Raw genomic sequence first — 18,601 nt, forward strand, 5'->3', positions numbered from 1 at the left:
TTTCCTCCAACTCATACGACAAAAAAGGGTACAATGACCCTTTAGTTGTATCGATTCATCAGCGCCAGCCAATCTATATCCACAAAATCAGTGGCTGCGGTTACGGCGTTGTCGAGTGTTTCATTTAATTCTGGTAACTCGTCTTTACGATAGTTCATCAACACCCAGTCGACGACTTTAATCGGGTGTGGGGGACGACCGATTCCGAGCTTCAATCGTTTAAATTCAGCCGTTCCCAAGTGTTGAATGAGAGATTTAATCCCATTATGACCACCCGCGCTCCCTTTCGGACGGAAACGAAGTTTGCCAGGCACCATATCCAAATCGTCATAAATGACTAATAAATCATCAATTTCAATTTTATAATAATCTAAAATGGGACGGACGGCTTCACCCGACAAGTTCATATACGTGAGTGGTTTGACAAGTACAACGCGTTCACCATTGATTCTTCCCGTTCCCATAAGGGCATTAAACTTCGCTTCATTCAGCGAGATGCCATGCTTTTCGGCAAGACGGTCAATTGCTAAAAAACCGACATTGTGCCGCGTCATCTCAAACTTTTTCCCGGGATTCCCAAGACCGACGATGCATTTCATATCATTTCCTCCTGAACAAAAAAGCCCAAAGGCGAATGCCTCCGGGCCTCGTTTTTTAATCGAATAGGGTACTGACCGATTTATGCTCGTGTACGCGCATAATCGCTTCCCCAAGCAAATGGGCGACCGACATTTGCTTGATCTTGCTCGAGCAAGGACGACCCGTCAAATCGATGGTATTTAAGACGACCAACTCTTTGATTGATGAATTGTCGATACGTTCCATCGCTGGACCAGAAAGGACTGGGTGTGTACAAGACGCATACACTTCTTTCGCACCCGCTTCGACGATAGCATCTGCCGCAAGTGTGATCGTTCCAGCTGTATCGATGATGTCGTCGATCAAAATCGCCGTTTTCCCTTCGACACTGCCGACGATATTCATGACTTCAGCGACGTTCGCTTTCGGACGACGCTTGTCAATGATAGCAATCGGCGCTTTCAAACGTTCTGCCAATTTACGTGCACGTGTCACGCCACCGTGGTCTGGAGAAACGACCACGATATCTTTCGCTTGAAACTCTTCTGTTTCAAAGTAAGTCGAGATGAGCGGTACACCAAGTAATTGGTCAACCGGAATATTGAAGAATCCTTGAATTTGCGCTGCATGCAAATCCATCGTGATGACGCGTGTCGCACCCGCTACTGTAAGAAGGTCAGCGACAAGTTTCGCCGTGATCGGTTCACGCGAGCGTGCTTTACGGTCTTGACGTGCGTACCCATAATACGGCATCACGATGTTGATCGTACGGACAGAAGCACGTTTGAGTGCATCGATCATGACGAGCAATTCCATGAGCGTTTCGTTTACAGGCGAGCTTGTTGATTGGATGACATACACATCATCTCCACGAACACTTTCCTCGATGTTGATATAGAGTTCACCGTCGCTGAAACGTTTGACTTGGCAATCGCTGAGCGGGACACCAATTTCTTTCGCGATTTCTTCAGCAAGCGGGCGGTTCGAGTTTAAGCTAAATAGACGAATTTCTCGTTCGTATACAGTAGACATGTTTAGGATTCTCCTCCGTTGTTTTCCATAATGATTGGCAGCAAGTTATCGTTTTGTGTAGCCTTCTTTATTCGTTTGGCGTTCGCGTGCAATCGCTAGCGCCTCTTCTGGTACATCACTCGTAATCGTCGATCCAGCAGCGACAATCGCGCCTTTCCCGACTTTTACAGGGGCAATCAAGTTGACGTTACAGCCAACGAATGCATCGTCTTCCACGACTGTCTCGAACTTGTTCTTGCCGTCATAGTTTACTGTGATTGATCCACAGCCTAAGTTGACGCGCTCACCGATTGACGCATCCCCGATATAGCTCAAGTGTGACGCTTTCGCACCGTCACCGAACGTCGATTTTTTAATCTCTACAAAGTTGCCGACGCGCGTGTTCGCACCGAGGACAGCTTGTTGACGTAAGTGAGCGAACGGTCCGACTTGAGCCGCCTCACCGATTCGGCTATCAGTCACGACAGACTGGCGTACAACGGCATGGTCTTCAATCACACTGTTGCGGATGTCCGAGTTTGGTCCGATGACACATTCTGAGCCAATCGTCGTCTTGCCAAGAATGACCGTTCCCGGATAAATGACCGTATCCGATCCGATGACCACGTCTGGTGAAATGTACGTCGATGCCGGGTCCATGAAGGTAACCCCTTCACGCATGAGACGCTCATTTGTCCGCTTGCGCATGATGGCTTCTGCTTGCGACAAGGCGACGCGGTCATTGACCCCAATCGTCTCATCAAACGTCGGTGCTGTATGCGCCGCAACCACTTCGCCCGCTTCTTTTGCGATTGAAATGACGTCAGGTAAGTAATATTCGCCCTGTGCATTGTTGTTACCGACTTGTTTGAGCGCATCGAACAACAATTCGTTATCGAATACGTACGTCCCTGTGTTGATTTCATTGATGGCAAGTTCTGCTTCTGAAGCATCTTTATGTTCCACGACTTTCGTCACATTCCCATCTTCACCACGAACGACTCGACCATATCCGGTCGCATCGTCAGCAATCGCAGTCAACACCGTGACTTTTGCTTGTTGCGCTTCGTGATGCGCGAGAAGGGCTTCTAACGTTTCTGCCGTGAGTAACGGTGTATCTCCACAGACGACAAGCGTCGCCCCTGATTTACCCGCAAGTTCTGCTTCAGCCATCTGAACAGCATGTCCTGTTCCAAGCTGCTCTTCCTGGACCGCATACTCTACCCGTGTGCCGAGCGTGTCTTGTACCGCTTCCGCCCCATGGCCAACGATTACGATTTGACGACTGACACCGATTTGGTCTAACTGATCGACAACATGTTCGACCATTGGTTTCCCTAGAACCGGATGAAGTACTTTATATAACTTCGACTTCATTCGCGTCCCTTTTCCTGCTGCCAAAATGACTGCAAAACGCTCCATGCTTGATTCGCTCCTATCTCACAACAGCTGTGATTGGTCTGTATAGTTCGGCTTTTCTGCAACTAAATCCTATTTACACCGTTTCTACTATATCGAAACCATGCCTTCGTTTCAATAGTTGTACCGTTCCTTAACCATTGAAACGCAAAAAAACAGCGGTAGGCAACCTAACCGCTGTTTTCTGTCATTCATGTGTACCGTATGACACATGTTGTGGGTCAAGGATTTCCACATCCATATTGGAATAGGTTTCCAATACAGCCGCTTCGACCTTTTGTCGCATCTCCCCGTTAATCGGATGCGCAATGTCCCGAAAAATCCCTTCTGGTGTCCGTTTGCTCGGCATGGCGACAAATAGACCGCTACTTCCTTCGATGATTCGAAGATCGTGTACAACGAATTCATGGTCAAGTGTGATTGAGGCCAACGCTTTCATTCTGCCTTCTGTCGCGACTTTGCGAATTTTTACGTCTGTGATCTGCATGTTTCGCATCCCCTTTTTCATCGTTGTCTACGCCATGGTGTGGTCTTCTGTAAGGTTCAGTTGGTTTCAAACGAACGTCATGACTCCATATTGATAACTCTATACCCTCTAATCATAAAACGAAATCAAAATTTTGCCAATCACTTTAAGAATTGTTCCACATTCCCCCGCGAAATGGTGACAAGCCCTTCATCAGGATCGACATTCGTCAATTTCATCAAGCTGACGTATTCACTCACCATCTTTTTCTCGGCCCCTTCGGCCTCCATCAAGACACCGACACCCGCAAGATTGGCTTCAAATTCATTCAAGAGGCTCATCATCCCACGAATCGTCCCGCCAGCCTTCATGAAATCATCAATCAAAAGCACATTCGCACCACGTGGCAGACTGCGACGTGCAAGCGCCATCGTACGAATCGCTTTCGATGAACCTGATACATAGTTGATGCTGACCGTCGAACCTTCTGTGACACGGCTATCTGAACGCACAATCACAAACGGAACGCCCAACTGTTCAGCGACCGCATAGGCAAGGGGAATCCCTTTCGTCGCAATCGTCATGACGACATCGACTTTCCGGTCAGCGAAGACGGACGCAAAAACCTGCCCCATCGGTTTCACTTGGCTTGGATTACCTAGTACATCTGTGAGGTAGAGATAGCCTCCTGGTAAGAGACGCTCCGGTTTTGATAGTTGCTCACAGAGCGTATCAATCATCTCCAGCGATTTTTCTTTACTCCATCCTGGGATAAACATGACACCACCGGCTGCACCAGGGACAGTGACCAGTTTTCCGATCCCATCATGGGACAACATTTCACTGACAATGACAAGGTCTTCGCTAATCGACGACTTTGCAGCTTTATAGCGACTTGAAAACATCGACAACGAGACAAGCTGATGCGGATGATCAAGTAAATAACGGGTCATATCGACGAGACGACCACTTCTACGAATTTTCATACGGATTCTCCTTCACATCTTCAATAATAAACGAATGTTCTATTGAAAATATATCACTTTCATTCGTTTTTGTTCAATGTCTTTTGCCGAGAATCCGAACGACGAACACTTCTGGGCAAAATCCTTTCAATCCATTATAGATTCGATGCGCTTTTTGCTCATGTTCGATCAGCGCAAACACGGTCGGTCCGCTTCCACTCATGAGAACACCTTCCGCTCCGCAATGACGCATCGTTTCTTTGATTTGTTTCACTTCCGGGTGAAGCTTAAGTGTCACACTCTCAAGTGAGTTACCAAGGTGTTCACAGATTCCATGGAAATCTTTTTGACGAATCGCCTCCACCATGGCCTCGGTATCAGGGTGATGCACCTCTTCCATACGCACTGCCCGATACACATCTGCCGTCGATACCCCGATTTTCGGTTTACCGAGAACGACATAGCACGGTGGCGGGGCCGGAATCATTTCTAACTGTTCACCACGACCACGGGCGATAGCTGTTCCGCCGATGACACAAAATGAGACGTCCGATCCAATCTCGGCACCGAGCTCTGCTAGCTCCTCTAACGACAAGTTCAATGAAAACAGTTCGTTCATCCCACGGAGCGTTGCCGCCGCATCACTCGAGCCACCTGCAAGGCCAGCTGCCACGGGAATCTGTTTATCGAGCACAATCTCGACCCCTTGCTGAATGTTAAAACGCTCGCGCAACAATTCTGCTGCTCGATACGCCAAATTCCGATGATCATTCGGCACATAGGCGTGTTCTGATTGAATCCGAATCTCATCCGACTCTAAAACTGTCAACTCCAAGCGATCTGCTAAGTCGACTGTCGTCATTACCATTTCTACTTCATGATAGCCGTCCGGACGCTTTCCAAGGACATCAAGTGTCAAATTAATTTTTGCCGGCGCTTTCACACTGATCGTGCGCATCACGTTCACCCTTCCCATTTGTCTCCTGTTCGCCATTGTACCGTAAACGGGCGCACAAAAAAAGAAGCAGCTGCCAATGCATCCGCCCCTCATTTATAAATCAATTACCGAATTCAATTTTAACTGTATCCGTTAGGACATCAGCGTAGCTATACGAGACACGTTCCACATTATGCAGGTCTTCATCCAATTTCACAACGAACACCGCAGGATATGTCTCAACGAGCGTTCCAAACCGAGTAACAACTTTCTTACGACCGCCGTTTGCTTTCAACGTCAATCGTTCACCAACATGCGATTCGAGTTTTTGTCTGATTTCTTGTAACGTCTTTGGCATACGCTTCACCTCACTGTTACAAGTATAGCATAATTGAATATGAAAATAAAGATTAATATTATAACGACTCGTTTTCAGGTCGTCAACTATTTTTAAGTGGTAAAATTGTGTCAGACAAACGTGCGAATTCTTCTAGGCTTAACGTCTCTCCACGACGTTTCGGATCGATTCCAGCCTCGTGAAGCGAACGTTCGAGTTCGACCTTATGTTCTTTCCCGATATAGTTTGTCAAATTGTTCAGGATGGTTTTACGGCGCTGAGCGAAGCTTGCTCGGGCCACATCAAAGAAAAATGCTTCGTCTTTCACTTGTACGGCCGGTTCTTTGCGCATCCGTAGTGTAATGACGGCCGAATCGACGTTCGGCGCTGGGATGAACACGTTTTTCGGCACGATGAAACTGACTTCTGCTTCCGCATAATACTGAATCGCAATCGATAGCGAACCGTATGCTTTCGTGCCTGGTTTTGCTCCAATCCGTTCTGCCACTTCTTTTTGAATCATCATGACGAGCGAGCGGAATTTAACGCCGCTCTCAAGCAAACGCATGATGATTGGTGTCGTGACGTAGTAAGGTAAGTTGGCGACAACCGAAATATCTTCAATACCTTCGTTTAAAAATTCTTGCTCTACGATTTCCCGTAAGTTCAGTTCCAATGCATCTCCATGGATGACTTTCACATGCGGATAAGGCGACATCGTATCATCTAAAATCGGCAAAAGACGTTGGTCGATTTCAAGCGCAACGACTTTTTTGGCACGCTTGGCCGATTGTTCGGTCAATGAGCCGATTCCGGGACCGATTTCAAGGACACCGCTCGCTTCACTCAGTTTTGCTGCTCCGACAATTTTACTCAAGATGTTCAAATCGATTAAAAAGTTTTGACCGAGCGATTTTTTGAATGAAAACCCATGTCGCTCTAAAATCGCTTTCGTTCGTTGGATTGTTGCAATGTCTTTCAACCCTGTTCCTCCTCTAATTGAGCAAGTGCCTGCTCCCACTCTTCAATCGTGACGCCGAGCGCCTCGACCCGTTTTACAAATTGTTTGGCATTCGGCTCACCGATTCGAAGCAACACCCCGAGTCGCTTCCGACGCATCGCGGCCGCTGCTCCACCGATTAAATCCGCCTCCAACACCATTTTCCGTGTGACGATTGGTTGGTCCGTTTCGACACGCGGTTCAAACACTGCTCCTAAGACACGGCGAAGTGACTCCGGACTCGCATGTTCCACACCGATTTTCCCACGCTTGTCCTTCGCCTCGGCCCGAGGCAAGTGTGCGTGCTTACATCCTTTGACGCGCTCCTCGACAATCGCCCGAATACGATCTCCTGGATAATCTGGGTCCGTCAAAATGATGACCCCGCGCTTCTCCTGAGCACGACGGATTCGTTCAATCGTCTGATCGGATACGGCAGACCCGTTCGTTTCAATCGTATCGACGTCGAACACTTCTTGAAGTCGCGCCGTGTCGTCACGCCCTTCTACGACGATAATTTCTTGTATTTTCTCACGCATTGTCTGATCCTTCTTTCTCTTCTTCCTGCTTTGGAATCACCCAGATGGTGAGTGGTTTACGACCAAACGTTACGGCCTCTTCCTTTTCATCCATCATGATATCGATTTTTTGCCCTTTGATTGCACTTCCTGTATCCAAGGCAATCGCCATACCGATACCCTCGACATATACACGGGTCCCGAGTGGAATGATGGCAGGGTCGACCGCAATGATGCGCATGCCTTCATACAAAATCGTGTCGGTTACATCATATCCGCTTCTTGTCAGCACGCGTCCGTCGTATGTTACCGTGTCTTCCGGGTTGTTCGTATAAGCGGTCGCTTCCACAAGCAATTGTTTCGCAGATGAAAAATCGAGTACGTCATCTGTTTTCGGCGGTTCGGCAATCTCGACTTCAGCTTCCGGAATGAATGGGCTCGATTCATCCGCGGTCGTTGACTCAGGCTCGGTTACCGGTTCCGTGACTTTCTTCGTTCCCACTTTGATAATCTGCGGCATCGTTTTACGCAATGTCTCGACATCTGTTTTCGTACGATTTGTAATTGTACCATTTTCCACAGTAAGTGCATACCTTGTCCGTTCAAGTCCAGGAACCCCGACCTGCACCATTTGCATCACACCTTCTTCGAGCGTATCATCCTCTTCCTCCACCACTTCAAACGGGATCAACTCACTCTCATATTGAACGACATCACGATTCGTATTGACCGTAATCGTCAATCCTTCTCGGATCGGCGTGGAAGGGGCCGGCATGACCGTATCACTTTCCGTCACATCGATGTTCTCTTCCATTAAGAGTTGCTCCACATCCGTAGCCATTGTATAAATCGTCAACGCCTCTTGACCGACAATGAGATTCACGGCCACGACCGGTTGATATCGAATCGTCATCCCATTCGTCACCGGTGTACGGACTGATGGATACACCGTATCTCCGTCTCGTACCGTGACTCCGTATCGCAGTAAGACATCCTCTACAGTCCGCTCGCGCGTCTGCACCGTCTCCGTTTGACCGTAGCCAATCTGAAGTGAGACCTCGTGTGAACGCTCAATCCGGATTAGACGGTCGTCTGGTACATCTTCACTGAGCGCCGGTGTGACATAATCTGATTCATCTAGTGTGATATTTAACTCTTCGAGCACCTCGAGAACCGAGTCGGCTCGTGTCTCATGCTCGATCACCACACCGTCATCGACGATTCGAATCGATTCAGGTTGTAACATCACGTACGCCACAGAAGCCGTCGCAATAATACCGATACTCGCTAATACACGCTTGATCATGGGAGTCGGAACAACTTCTTCGCGTTGACTGTCGTAGCAGCAGCGAGTTCATCGTACGGCATATCGCGAAGAGTGGCGATTTCTTCGGCTACATATTTGACGTATGCTGGTTCGTTACGTTTTCCACGGAACGGTGTCGGGGTCAAGTACGGGCAGTCCGTCTCGACAAGCAGACGATCAAGCGGTACTTCTTGCGCCACCAACTTCGGAACTTTCGCATTTTTGAACGTGACCGGTCCTCCTAACGAAATATAGAAGTTCAAGTCTAGGCATCGAGGCAAAAGTTCGACGGACATGCTGTAACTATGGAACACACCGCCGACTTCTTCAGCATGCTCTTCTTCTAAAATATCAAGGACATCTGCCGTTGCTTCTCGGTTATGAATGACAATTGGCATATTCGTTCGCTTGGCAATGGCGATCTGTTGACGGAAGAGGCGCTGTTGCACGTCTTTCGGTGATTTGTCCCAATGATAATCGAGACCGATTTCACCGAGTGCCATGACTTTCGGATGACTCATGAGTGTTTCGATTCGTGCTAAATCCGCATCCGTACAGTCAATCGCATCGACAGGATGCCATCCGACAATGGCATAAATATCTTCATGCGTTTCTGCCAGTTCAATGGCTCGATCGATGGTCGGTGTATCAAATCCAACGACGAGTAGCGGAGAAACGCCCGCTTCTCTCGCTCGCTCAATCGTCTCCTCCACGTCTTCACTGAACTGTTCCGCATTGATGTGCGTATGTGTATCAATTAACATCTTGTTTCCTCCTTAGAAAAAGAGAGGGAGACCGCGGTCTCCCCCATTCCATTATTTGACGATGGCACCGTTCGGCATCTGGTCTGAGACCGTCGCGAGCTCTAGTTTCCCGTCACGATCTGCCGCTAGAATCATCCCTTGCGAGAGTTCTCCACGGAGCTTGACTGGTTTCAAGTTTGCGACAACGATGACTTTCTTGCCAACCAAATCTTCAGGGGCATACCATTCAGCGATACCAGACACGATTTGACGCGTCTCTTTCCCAAGGTCGACTTGAAGTTTCAACAGTTTCTTCGCTTTTTTAATCTTATCGGCTTCGACGATTTGACCGACACGGAATTCGACTTGGTCGAAGACATCAATCGTGATTTCAGGACGAATGTCTTCGTCAGCTTCTTCTACTGATGCCGTCTCCGTCTCTTCAATCCGTGCTTTAGACGCCTGACGCATCATTTCTTGGATTGCATCGACTTCTTCTTTCACGTCACGACGTGGGAAAATCGGTGTCCCGTCCGTCACGACCGCATTGCTAAAGTCTGCGAATGTATCCAACGCCTCCCATGACATGTCCTCTCCCTCGAGTCCGAGCTGACGGAACATCTCTTTTGGAGCGCGCGTCATGAATGGTTGAATCATGATGGCAACATGACGAAGTACGCCCGCAAGATGTGTCATGACAGAAGCCAGCTCCTCGCGCTTCGACTCCTCTTTCACGAGAACCCATGGTTGTGTCTCATCGATATATTTATTCGCACGGCTGACGAGTTGCCAAATATTTGTGAGTGCGACCGAAAACTCCATGTGCTCCATGGCTTCTTCTGTTTTGCGTGTCGTCTCTTTCACCACGTTCAACAATTCTGCATCAAATACCGTGACATTTCCGTTATATGCCGGAATGTTTCCGTCGAAGTACTTTTTAATCATCGCAATGGTGCGATTCAATAAGTTTCCGAGGTCGTTCGCTAAATCAAAGTTCAAGCGGTCAACGAACGCTTCCGGCGTGAACGTGCCATCCGCTCCGAATGGAACTTCACGGAGAAGGTAATAGCGGACCGAGTCGAGGCCGTAACGATCAATCAATGGGATCGGGTCCACGACGTTCCCTTTCGATTTCGACATCTTCCCATCCTTCATGAGCAACCATCCGTGCGCAAATACTTGCTTCGGTAATGGAAGATCAAGCGCCATTAAGAGGGCTGGCCAAATGATCGTATGGAAACGTACGATTTCTTTCCCTACCAAATGAACGTCTGCTGGCCAGTAACGGTTGAAGAGTTCATCGTTGTCTGTGCCGTATCCGAGTGATGAGATATAGTTTGTGAGCGCATCGACCCATACGTACACGACGTGCTTCGGGTTCGATGGAACTTGTACGCCCCAGTCAAATGTCGTACGTGATACAGCCAAATCTTGAAGACCTGGCTTTAAGAAGTTATTGATCATCTCGGTTTTACGAGATTCTGGCAAAATAAAATCAGGATGTGACTCAAAATATTCAATCAAGCGGTCCGCGTATTTACTGAGGCGGAAGAAGTAGCACTCCTCACGAACGAGTTCGACCGGATGTCCACTGTCAGGACTTTTTCCATCGACGAGCTGCGATTCAGTGTAGTATGTCTCATCCGGTACGGAATACCATCCTTCGTACTCACCGAGGTAGATGTCCCCATTTTTAAGTAATGTCTCGAAAACATGCTCGACCACTTTCTTATGACGGTCCTCTGTCGTACGGATGTAGTCATCGTACGAGATTTCAAGACGGTCCCATAAGACCTTGATCTCTTCCACGACTTCATCCACGAAAGCTTGTGGTGTCACGCCTGCTTCTTTCGCTTTTTCTTGAATCTTTTGACCGTGCTCATCCGTTCCTGTCAAATAACGGACATCAAAACCTTTTAAGCGTTTGTAGCGCGCAATCGCATCACCTGCTACCGTGGTATATGCGTGACCGATGTGCAGTTTTGCACTCGGATAATAAATTGGGGTTGTAATATAAAAAGTCGGCTTCGCCATGATTTATTCTCCATCCTTTCGACATATGCAATTTCCATTATACACGGTTCGACAAAAGAATTTCCAAACCTAATTGTTTGGAATTTTTTTGCGTTTTCTTCGTCATAAATGTTCCAAAAATACCCTTTCTTTGTTTCAAGTTCAAACTTACGGGGAAATTTAGGTATATATCGTTCTTGATTCGACAAATTTCGAAAATTTACTTTTCCAGATAGTAAGCAGTTGACTACAATTGGAAAGTTTAGTATGCTTTTTGCTGTAGTCACATTGTCGAATTTTGACGATTCATGTCACCACGAGATTTCGACATCATTGGAGGAGGAAACACAAAATGAAATCTACAGGTATTGTACGTAAGGTTGATGAGCTTGGTCGTGTCGTTATTCCAATCGAATTGCGTCGTACACTCGGTATTGCAGAGAAAGATGCTCTCGAGATTTACGTCGACAACGATCAAATCGTTTTGAAAAAATATAAGCCAAACATGACTTGCCAAGTTACAGGCGAAGTATCAGATGATAACTTCAAATTGGCAGACGGCAAACTCATCTTGTCACCAGAAGGTGCACAACGTGTTCTCGTTGAGTTGAAGAACATGCTCGAAAATTACTACAGCGAAGAGTAAGCAAGGATTTCCTTGCTTACTCTTTTTTATGCAATTGATGATACGTATCGTATACATCATTCCGAGACTCGCCGCGGTCTTTCGCAGTCTGTTTGATTGCCGCGTTTGGTTTCAGCCCTTCTTTGATATAGTGAACCACGTGCTCGTATGCAGATAGTGTTTCCCACCATGTTGTCGTAGGTGCCGCCTCTGTCGCTCCACTCACCAAGACGACAAACTCACCACGCACTTCACCCTCACACCATGTCAACGCCTCATCCACAGTTCCTCTCAAAAACTCTTCAAACGTTTTTGTCAGTTCACGACCTAATACGATTTGTCGATTCCCGAACACTTGTCGAATCGCTGTCAACATCTCTTTCAAACGATGAGGAGCCTCATAAAAAATGACGGTGCCAGGTTCGTATTGAATCGATTCGAGAACCTCAACCCGATCCTTCTTCTTACGCGGCAAGAAACCGTAATAGAGAAAACGTTCAGTTGCAAGACCGGATGCGACGAGTGCCGTGAGTGCTGCATTCGCACCGGGTAAGACGACAACCGGGATGTTTTCCTCAATGGCTAATCGCACGAGATCGCTTCCCGGGTCTGAAATTCCAGGCATACCTGCATCTGAGACAACGGCAATCGATTTCCCTGACAACAGATCGTCAATCAGTCTTGGACCACTCACTTCTTTATTGTGTTCATGATAGCTAATCAATTTTGTCGCAATGTCAAAGTGTCGGCAAAGCTTCATCGTTTGTCGTGTGTCTTCCGCTGCGATTAAGTCTACTTCCTGAAGGGTTCGTACCGCGCGATACGTCATATCCTCCAAGTTCCCAATTGGGGTCGGCACGACATACAACGTCGGTTGTTCAGTTTGATAGCTCTTCTGTGAATTCATTGGTCGTCCCCTCCATCAACTTCTCTTTTTGTGCTCGGGTCAATTGCTTGATGGACCATTCGTATCGCATGGCCTCCCGCTTCGTCTCAAACGATTGTACGTACCGAAGTCGTACAGGGAGACGAGCTTTCGTATATTTCGCACCTTTCCCGGCATTATGTGCAAGGAGTCGCTTTTCCACGTCTGTCGTATAGCCCGTGTAGTACGTTCCATCACCGCATTCCAAGATGTACGTATAATGTTTAGGCATCGAGAATAGCTCGCATCGCTTCTGTATACGTATCGTCTTCTTCATAGACAACAAATGGCGGTAAAATTTTAAGACCTGCTTTTCCATCTTTCGATCCCTCGATTAATAAGGTATTCGCCTCGCGTCCCGCTTTCGGGTAAACGAGTTGCATTCGTTTTGGTTCAATTCGATACGCACGCATCAACGTCAGGATATCAAGTAAACGTTCTGGCCGATGCACGAACGCCACTTTCCCTCCCGGTTTGACGAGTTGACTGGCCGTCCTGATGCAATCTTCCAACGTGCACAGCACTTCATGGCGCGCAATCGTATGATGCTCATTTTGATTTCGGAGTGACGTCTCGTTCGCTAAAAAGTAGGGCGGGTTACATGTGACTACGTCATATCGTGCATGCCCGAGCTGCGCCGCTACCGTTTTCACATCGCCCTCCACCACTCGAATTCGCTCTTCAAGACGATTGACCGCCATGCTTCGATTCGCCATGTCGACCAGTTTCGATTGAATCTCCACACCTGTTATCGTTCCTTTTGTACGATATGACAAAAAGAGCGGGATTGCCCCGGTGCCAGCACACAAATCGACCAGTTGTCCTTTTTGGATAGGCACCCATACAAACTCTGCAAGCAGTACCGCATCTAATGAAAATGAGAACACATCATCACTTTGAATGATTTTACCTGGACGTCCGAGCAAATCATCAAGGCGTTCTCCATCCTTAACCGTTACCATCGTTTCCTCCTTCTATAAAAGAAAGGCGACGGATAGGGAACCCCTATCTATCGCCCCGTATTAATGTTTATTGAGCATCGACAAACAGAAGAGACAGTCCCCATCTTTTCGTACCTGTCCGTAATGGAGGTTACAAATGTGGAATCCTTCTTGATACAGCGCAGCCAAATTGTTCTGCCCTTTCCCAGACAATGCGATTTGTGAATCACCATTTGTCGTATCAACTTCTGCCAATTGTTCGACTTTTTCGCGTAAGTGATGATTCTCTAGATACATATGCTGGTTCTCTTCAAGCAAATAAGCGAGCTGCTCTTTTAACACGCCTAAATGTTCGGTGAGGAGCTGCATCTGTTGCTCGATCGCATCCACCCGCATCATTACTTCTTTTTTGTCCATTCTTTCCACTGCTCAGCACCCCATCACTGTTTTGACGGTTTTCGTTTAATCGCACCCACTTCAACGAGTTCATCAATCGTATACGTGACGACACGCGTCCGATCGTGGAGCTCAACTTGAATGAGTTGGTCCAAAATGTTAAGACCGATTACCCGACCATCACCTTCTGGAATTTTGATTCGCTTGCCGACGTCTGGTAAATCACGTTTCAGTTCTTCATATGTGTCATTCTCATATTTCAAACAGCACATCAGACGACCACATACTCCAGAGATCTTATTCGGATTCAACGAGAGATTCTGGTCTTTGGCCATTTTGATCGAGACCGGTTCGAATTCCCCAAGAAATGACGAGCAGCAAAGAACCCGACCACATGGCCCAATCCCGCTAAGGAGTTTCGCTTCATCACGAACACCGATTTGTCGGAGCTCGATTCGTGTCCGAAACACACTAGCTAAGTCTTTTACCAATTCTCGAAAGTCGACGCGACCCTCGGCAGTAAAATAAAAGATCACTTTATTGCGATCAAATGTATACTCAACATCAACTAGCTTCATTTCTAATTGATGTTCTCGAATTTTTTCTTCACAGACGGCGTGAGCATCAACGGCTGCCAGTCGATTATCGCGTACGATATCCGCATCCTTTTGGTCCGCGACACGAAGGATTGTCTTCAACGGCAGGACGACTTCGTCTTCGCCGAGCTGCTTGTTGACTTGGACGATTTCCCCATACTCAATGCCACGTACCGTTTCAACGATGACATGGTCCCCACGTTTAAGCGTTGCATCGCCTGGTGAAAAGTAATAGATTTTTCCCGCTTCTTTAAAACGGACTCCAACTACTTCAAGCACGCGCTTCTATCCTTTCTGCAAATCGAACGAAAGTCGTTCGAACGTTAATTGAGGATTGACGTTTGCCTCAAGTCGCCAAATGGCCGCATGTACACTTTCGATCGCATGTGTAAGCTTCGTGACAGATCGATTTTGGATAAATGCGTTGTACAAGGCGGCCTCATTCTTAAATAGCTTCGGAGCATACATATCTCGCACTTTTAAATGAAGTGCCTCCTCTAGCCAATGTTCGAATAATTCAAGACCGACTCGCAACTCATTCCGTCCTTTGAAATGCCCTAACCATTTTTCTTGTGCGAACAAGAGCAACTCTTGAGGTCGTTTCGTCAATACTTCAATTAATTGTACCACTAGCCCATACGCCTGTACAAACCACTCCTGCTCAAGCGCTTCTTTCGCGTCATCCCATTTCGGATAAACGGTCAAGGCAAGGTATGCCAAATCATACGTACAGGACAGTTCTTCTGACATCGTTTGCGCCAATTGGGCTCGGTCGATTGGACGAAAAGCAAGTTGTTGCGCGCGCGAACGAATCGTCGGAAGAAGCAACTGTGGTTGTGTCGTCACTAAAATAGCAAGCTTTCCTACTCCCGGTTCTTCAAAGAATTTCAGTAGACTGTTTGCCGCTTGAGTCGTCATCTTGTGCGCTTGATGAATGACGTACACTTGGCGATCACCTTCAGCACCTCGTAGTGATAAATCACTGAGCAATTGCTGAATCTGTTCTTTTTTTATACTCGCACCGTCCGGCTCCACTTCGATGTAGTCGACAATGTTTTTAGAATCCATACGCCGACAGTTTCGACACACTCCACAAGGCTCTGCACCATCTGGTGATTCACAAAATAAGGCTTTGGCGAACAATGTGGCTGTATCAATCAAATAAGGCTCATAATCTCCTGAGAAGATATACGCATGCCCCACTTTATTCGAAACGATTGAATTTTGAATGATGCGAGAAACGACAGTTTGCGACTCGCTCAATTCTTGAAAACGCATATGCCCAACTCCCATTAAAACTGATGGAATCCTTCAATCGGCAAGACGAATACCGTCGCCCCTCCGACTTGTACTTCGACTGGGTAAGGAATATACGAATCCGCATGTCCTCCCATCGGTGAAATCGGCGTGATCATTTGGTCACGGCTCGAGCAGTTCGATTGAATCACGTCCATCAAATCATCAAGACGCTCTTGTGGAATCCCCATCATAAACGTTGTATTACCTTCTTTTAAAAATCCACCAGTCGTGGCTAACTTTGTTGCGCGAAAATCTTGCTCGACGAGTGCGTCGGACAAACGTGCGCTATCCTTATCATGTACGATTGCAATTACCATTTTCATCATATTTGTACGCCTCCTTGTTGTAGTCGTTCAATTGTATAATCAAGTACCTCATCTTGAATGCATTCAATCGATTGATCAGCATCAATCCGAACGATTCGTTCTGGATACTGTTTCAGTAACGTTTGGAATCCTGCATAGACACGCTCATGGAATGCTTGATCACGACTCTCAATTCGATCAAGCTGTCCCCGATCCTTCATACGTGCACTTGCCCGTTCCGGGTTTAAATCAAATAAAAAGGTTAGATCGGGTGTGAGACCATTCGTTGCCCATTCATTTAATGACCGAATCTGATCAAGGTCATACTGCAATCCATATCCTTGATAAGCAATGGATGCATCGATGAACCGGTCGCAGAGGACAATCGCGCCCCGCTCTAACGCTGGACGAATCACTTGTTCCACGTTCTGTGCCCGTGACGCGGCATAGAGCATCATCTCCACGCGTGGGGTCATCTCATGATGATCCGGCGATAATAACACTTCGCGAATCTGATTCCCGACCGTTGTTCCTCCGGGTTCTCGGGTCACGACAATGTCATATCCTTTTTGCTTTAAGTTTTCTACTAATAATTGAAGCTGTGTGGACTTTCCTGATCCATCAGGTCCTTCAACCGTTATAAACATTCCGTTCACGTTTTAAAACTCCTCTACAATAACGTCAATTTGCTCTATCATAACATGCTTACTAGCTTGAAGCTTCCTCCCTAAAGAAATCCATTCCCGGAGCACACGGATTTTTTCTTCTGTAATACGCTCTCCTTTTAAAATCCATGGAATACCTGGTGGGTATGGAATCACCGTCTCTGCTGAAATCAATCCAATTGCTTGGTCGAAAAGAACTCGCTGCATTGGAAGAGCTGTTACAGACGTATATAGTTCAGACACGCGCTCGGTTTGTGGAAATGGGAAAATCGTTTCATCGTCTTCAATGATCGGCACATGGGTAGATGCTTTTTTTATTAATTTGATCCAATGCTCGATTTCCTGTTTCTCTATTTCCCTTAATGGCAAGCAGAATAACACATGATCGACTGCCGCCAACTCGATGTCTATGCCGATTGAGGCGAGATGCTGACTAAAGATCAATCCATTCTTTGGATAAGTCAGAATCGTCACCTTCGTAAAGTCATCTCCGACTTTTACAACAAAACCAGCTCGTTTTAATTCAAGAACAAATTGTGCATGGCTTTTTTGGATAGCAGACCATTCCTCATCCGTTAAACGTTCTAGATAAGAACGAGCATAATCCAATGAAGCCATGATGAGATAAGACGGACTCGAGGTCTGGAAAGAGGCTAATGCATGCTTCAAACGCGCTTCATCGATATTATCTTTATAGTGAACCCAAGCCCCCATGGTTAAGGCAGGCAACGTTTTATGCGCGGACTGTACGACTGCGCTCGCTCCTTCGAAGATTGCAGAGCGACGTGGCAACTGTGGATGAATTAAATGAGCGCCGTGTGCTTCATCGACAAGCAATGGAATGTCTAATAGTGTCAAATAGTCTGAAATCGTTCGAATGTCTGCCATATCCCCGTAATAGGTTGGAGACGTCAACATGACGGCTCTCCCTCCAGGAAATTCTTGAATGGCCTGTTTAATCGTATCTAATGTTACGACCGTCGGGATACCTGTGCCGCGCTCAATGGTAGGCGTTAGTAATACTGGCTTTAATCCTAACCACTCGATCGCGTTCCAAATCGATTTATGTGAGTTCCGTTGAACATATACCCGTTCACCACGTTTCACTGTTGCCGCGAGCATACTCCAATTTCCCACAGTCGATCCGTTGACAAGCCATTTACTTTTACTCTCATACAACTTACCCAATGCACATTCTGCTTGCTCAATGATTCCCGAGGCATCGTGCAAATCGTCTAAATGTGCTAGCTCAGTCAAATCGTAAGGCATGACTTTTGCGAATGCATCAGGTAAGCGATCATCAACCACTGTACCGTTATGATGACCTGGTACGTGAAAAGAGACGCGGTGTTCACGAACATGCTGTTCTAGAACCTCTAAAAATGTAAATGGATTTTCCCGAGCAGGAGCCATCTGTTATTCCTCCTAAACTATCAAAATATGAAAAAAGACGATCAAGCATATGCTTGATCGTCTTCTGCGTTGGCCTGGCAACGTCCTATCCTCACAGGGGGAGATCCCCCAACTACTTTCGGCGCTGAGACGCTTAACTTCC

General features: G+C 47.0%; 22 protein-coding genes. 1 reads left to right on the top strand and 21 read right to left on the bottom strand.

The window, feature by feature from the left end; all coding sequences use genetic code 11:
* Nucleotides 1–41: 41 nt before the first annotated feature.
* From pth to metG, 12 genes are all read right to left on the bottom strand, one after another.
* Entirely contained in the window at nucleotides 42–599 is a 558-nt protein-coding gene (pth, locus tag ACFO4U_RS10555) for an aminoacyl-tRNA hydrolase (protein ID WP_214691684.1), read from the bottom strand.
* Between the two features lie 55 nt (nucleotides 600–654).
* Entirely contained in the window at nucleotides 655–1,611 is a 957-nt protein-coding gene (locus tag ACFO4U_RS10560; RefSeq protein ID WP_012727731.1) for a ribose-phosphate diphosphokinase, read from the bottom strand.
* Nucleotides 1,612–1,656: 45 nt separating this feature from the next.
* The gene (gene glmU, locus ACFO4U_RS10565) at nucleotides 1,657–3,012 is read right to left on the bottom strand and encodes a bifunctional UDP-N-acetylglucosamine diphosphorylase/glucosamine-1-phosphate N-acetyltransferase GlmU (RefSeq protein ID WP_012727732.1); all 1,356 of its coding nucleotides are present in this window, start codon (nucleotides 3,010–3,012) and stop codon (nucleotides 1,657–1,659) included.
* Nucleotides 3,013–3,196: 184 nt separating this feature from the next.
* Entirely contained in the window at nucleotides 3,197–3,496 is a 300-nt protein-coding gene (spoVG, locus tag ACFO4U_RS10570; RefSeq protein ID WP_012727733.1) for a septation regulator SpoVG, read from the bottom strand.
* A 140-nt stretch (nucleotides 3,497–3,636) separates the two neighbouring features.
* Nucleotides 3,637–4,461 carry a pur operon repressor gene (gene purR, locus ACFO4U_RS10575; protein WP_012727734.1) on the bottom strand — a complete coding sequence of 275 codons (825 nt, stop codon included), beginning with the start codon at nucleotides 4,459–4,461 and terminating at the stop codon, nucleotides 3,637–3,639.
* Between the two features lie 73 nt (nucleotides 4,462–4,534).
* A complete protein-coding gene (gene ispE, locus ACFO4U_RS10580; protein WP_196430277.1) occupies nucleotides 4,535–5,398 on the bottom strand; it encodes a 4-(cytidine 5'-diphospho)-2-C-methyl-D-erythritol kinase in 864 nt (287 codons plus the stop codon).
* A gap of 100 nt (nucleotides 5,399–5,498) precedes the next feature.
* The gene (locus ACFO4U_RS10585) at nucleotides 5,499–5,735 is read right to left on the bottom strand and encodes a Veg family protein (protein ID WP_012727736.1); all 237 of its coding nucleotides are present in this window, start codon (nucleotides 5,733–5,735) and stop codon (nucleotides 5,499–5,501) included.
* An 82-nt stretch (nucleotides 5,736–5,817) separates the two neighbouring features.
* The gene (rsmA, locus tag ACFO4U_RS10590; protein ID WP_215244438.1) at nucleotides 5,818–6,696 is read right to left on the bottom strand and encodes a 16S rRNA (adenine(1518)-N(6)/adenine(1519)-N(6))-dimethyltransferase RsmA; all 879 of its coding nucleotides are present in this window, start codon (nucleotides 6,694–6,696) and stop codon (nucleotides 5,818–5,820) included.
* Nucleotides 6,693–7,253: a ribonuclease M5 gene (rnmV, locus tag ACFO4U_RS10595; protein ID WP_214691683.1), complete on the bottom strand. Its 561-nt coding sequence runs from the start codon at nucleotides 7,251–7,253 to the stop codon at nucleotides 6,693–6,695. The genes rsmA and rnmV overlap by 4 nt, the downstream gene beginning before the upstream one ends.
* The gene (locus ACFO4U_RS10600; protein WP_215244439.1) at nucleotides 7,246–8,538 is read right to left on the bottom strand and encodes a 3D domain-containing protein; all 1,293 of its coding nucleotides are present in this window, start codon (nucleotides 8,536–8,538) and stop codon (nucleotides 7,246–7,248) included. The genes rnmV and ACFO4U_RS10600 overlap by 8 nt, the downstream gene beginning before the upstream one ends.
* Complete coding sequence (locus ACFO4U_RS10605) at nucleotides 8,535–9,302, bottom strand: TatD family hydrolase (RefSeq protein WP_215244440.1); 768 nt, start codon at nucleotides 9,300–9,302, stop codon at nucleotides 8,535–8,537. Before ACFO4U_RS10605 ends, ACFO4U_RS10600 begins: the two co-directional genes overlap by 4 nt.
* Nucleotides 9,303–9,353: 51 nt before the next feature.
* Nucleotides 9,354–11,315 (bottom strand): methionine--tRNA ligase, encoded by a 1,962-nt coding sequence (gene metG, locus ACFO4U_RS10610; RefSeq protein ID WP_214691681.1) that lies wholly within the window; start codon nucleotides 11,313–11,315, stop codon nucleotides 9,354–9,356.
* A 331-nt stretch (nucleotides 11,316–11,646) separates the two neighbouring features.
* Here metG and ACFO4U_RS10615 point away from each other — a divergent pair, with 331 nt between their 5' ends.
* Entirely contained in the window at nucleotides 11,647–11,940 is a 294-nt protein-coding gene (locus ACFO4U_RS10615) for an AbrB/MazE/SpoVT family DNA-binding domain-containing protein (RefSeq protein WP_012727742.1), read from the top strand.
* Between the two features lie 16 nt (nucleotides 11,941–11,956).
* On the opposite strand, the gene rsmI is transcribed toward ACFO4U_RS10615, so the two are convergent.
* The 9 genes from rsmI to ACFO4U_RS10660 are packed head-to-tail and all read right to left on the bottom strand — an operon-like array spanning nucleotide 11,957 to nucleotide 18,459.
* Nucleotides 11,957–12,826, bottom strand: coding sequence for a 16S rRNA (cytidine(1402)-2'-O)-methyltransferase (gene rsmI, locus ACFO4U_RS10620; protein ID WP_074035288.1), 870 nt, complete (start codon nucleotides 12,824–12,826; stop codon nucleotides 11,957–11,959).
* Nucleotides 12,798–13,076: a GIY-YIG nuclease family protein gene (locus ACFO4U_RS10625; protein WP_012727744.1), complete on the bottom strand. Its 279-nt coding sequence runs from the start codon at nucleotides 13,074–13,076 to the stop codon at nucleotides 12,798–12,800. The genes rsmI and ACFO4U_RS10625 overlap by 29 nt, the downstream gene beginning before the upstream one ends.
* On the bottom strand, nucleotides 13,069–13,806 hold the full coding sequence (locus ACFO4U_RS10630) for a tRNA1(Val) (adenine(37)-N6)-methyltransferase (protein WP_215244441.1): 738 nt from the start codon (nucleotides 13,804–13,806) through the stop codon (nucleotides 13,069–13,071). Before ACFO4U_RS10630 ends, ACFO4U_RS10625 begins: the two co-directional genes overlap by 8 nt.
* Before the next feature lie 60 nt (nucleotides 13,807–13,866).
* Complete coding sequence (gene yabA, locus ACFO4U_RS10635) at nucleotides 13,867–14,202, bottom strand: DNA replication initiation control protein YabA (protein WP_012727746.1); 336 nt, start codon at nucleotides 14,200–14,202, stop codon at nucleotides 13,867–13,869.
* A gap of 23 nt (nucleotides 14,203–14,225) precedes the next feature.
* Nucleotides 14,226–15,056: a PSP1 domain-containing protein gene (locus tag ACFO4U_RS10640; RefSeq protein WP_074035285.1), complete on the bottom strand. Its 831-nt coding sequence runs from the start codon at nucleotides 15,054–15,056 to the stop codon at nucleotides 14,226–14,228.
* A 6-nt stretch (nucleotides 15,057–15,062) separates the two neighbouring features.
* The gene (locus tag ACFO4U_RS10645; protein WP_078145937.1) at nucleotides 15,063–16,055 is read right to left on the bottom strand and encodes a DNA polymerase III subunit delta'; all 993 of its coding nucleotides are present in this window, start codon (nucleotides 16,053–16,055) and stop codon (nucleotides 15,063–15,065) included.
* 14 nt (nucleotides 16,056–16,069) lie between these two features.
* Nucleotides 16,070–16,399, bottom strand: coding sequence for a cyclic-di-AMP receptor (locus ACFO4U_RS10650; RefSeq protein WP_031421800.1), 330 nt, complete (start codon nucleotides 16,397–16,399; stop codon nucleotides 16,070–16,072).
* Nucleotides 16,399–17,037, bottom strand: coding sequence for a dTMP kinase (gene tmk / locus ACFO4U_RS10655; RefSeq protein ID WP_159563180.1), 639 nt, complete (start codon nucleotides 17,035–17,037; stop codon nucleotides 16,399–16,401). The genes ACFO4U_RS10650 and tmk overlap by 1 nt, the downstream gene beginning before the upstream one ends.
* 3 nt (nucleotides 17,038–17,040) lie before the next feature.
* Nucleotides 17,041–18,459, bottom strand: coding sequence for an aminotransferase class I/II-fold pyridoxal phosphate-dependent enzyme (locus ACFO4U_RS10660; RefSeq protein ID WP_214818950.1), 1,419 nt, complete (start codon nucleotides 18,457–18,459; stop codon nucleotides 17,041–17,043).
* Nucleotides 18,460–18,601 lie beyond the last annotated feature (142 nt).

It is taken from the genome of Exiguobacterium profundum (assembly GCF_042652865.1).
GTDB classification, from domain to species: domain Bacteria; phylum Bacillota; class Bacilli; order Exiguobacteriales; family Exiguobacteriaceae; genus Exiguobacterium; species Exiguobacterium profundum.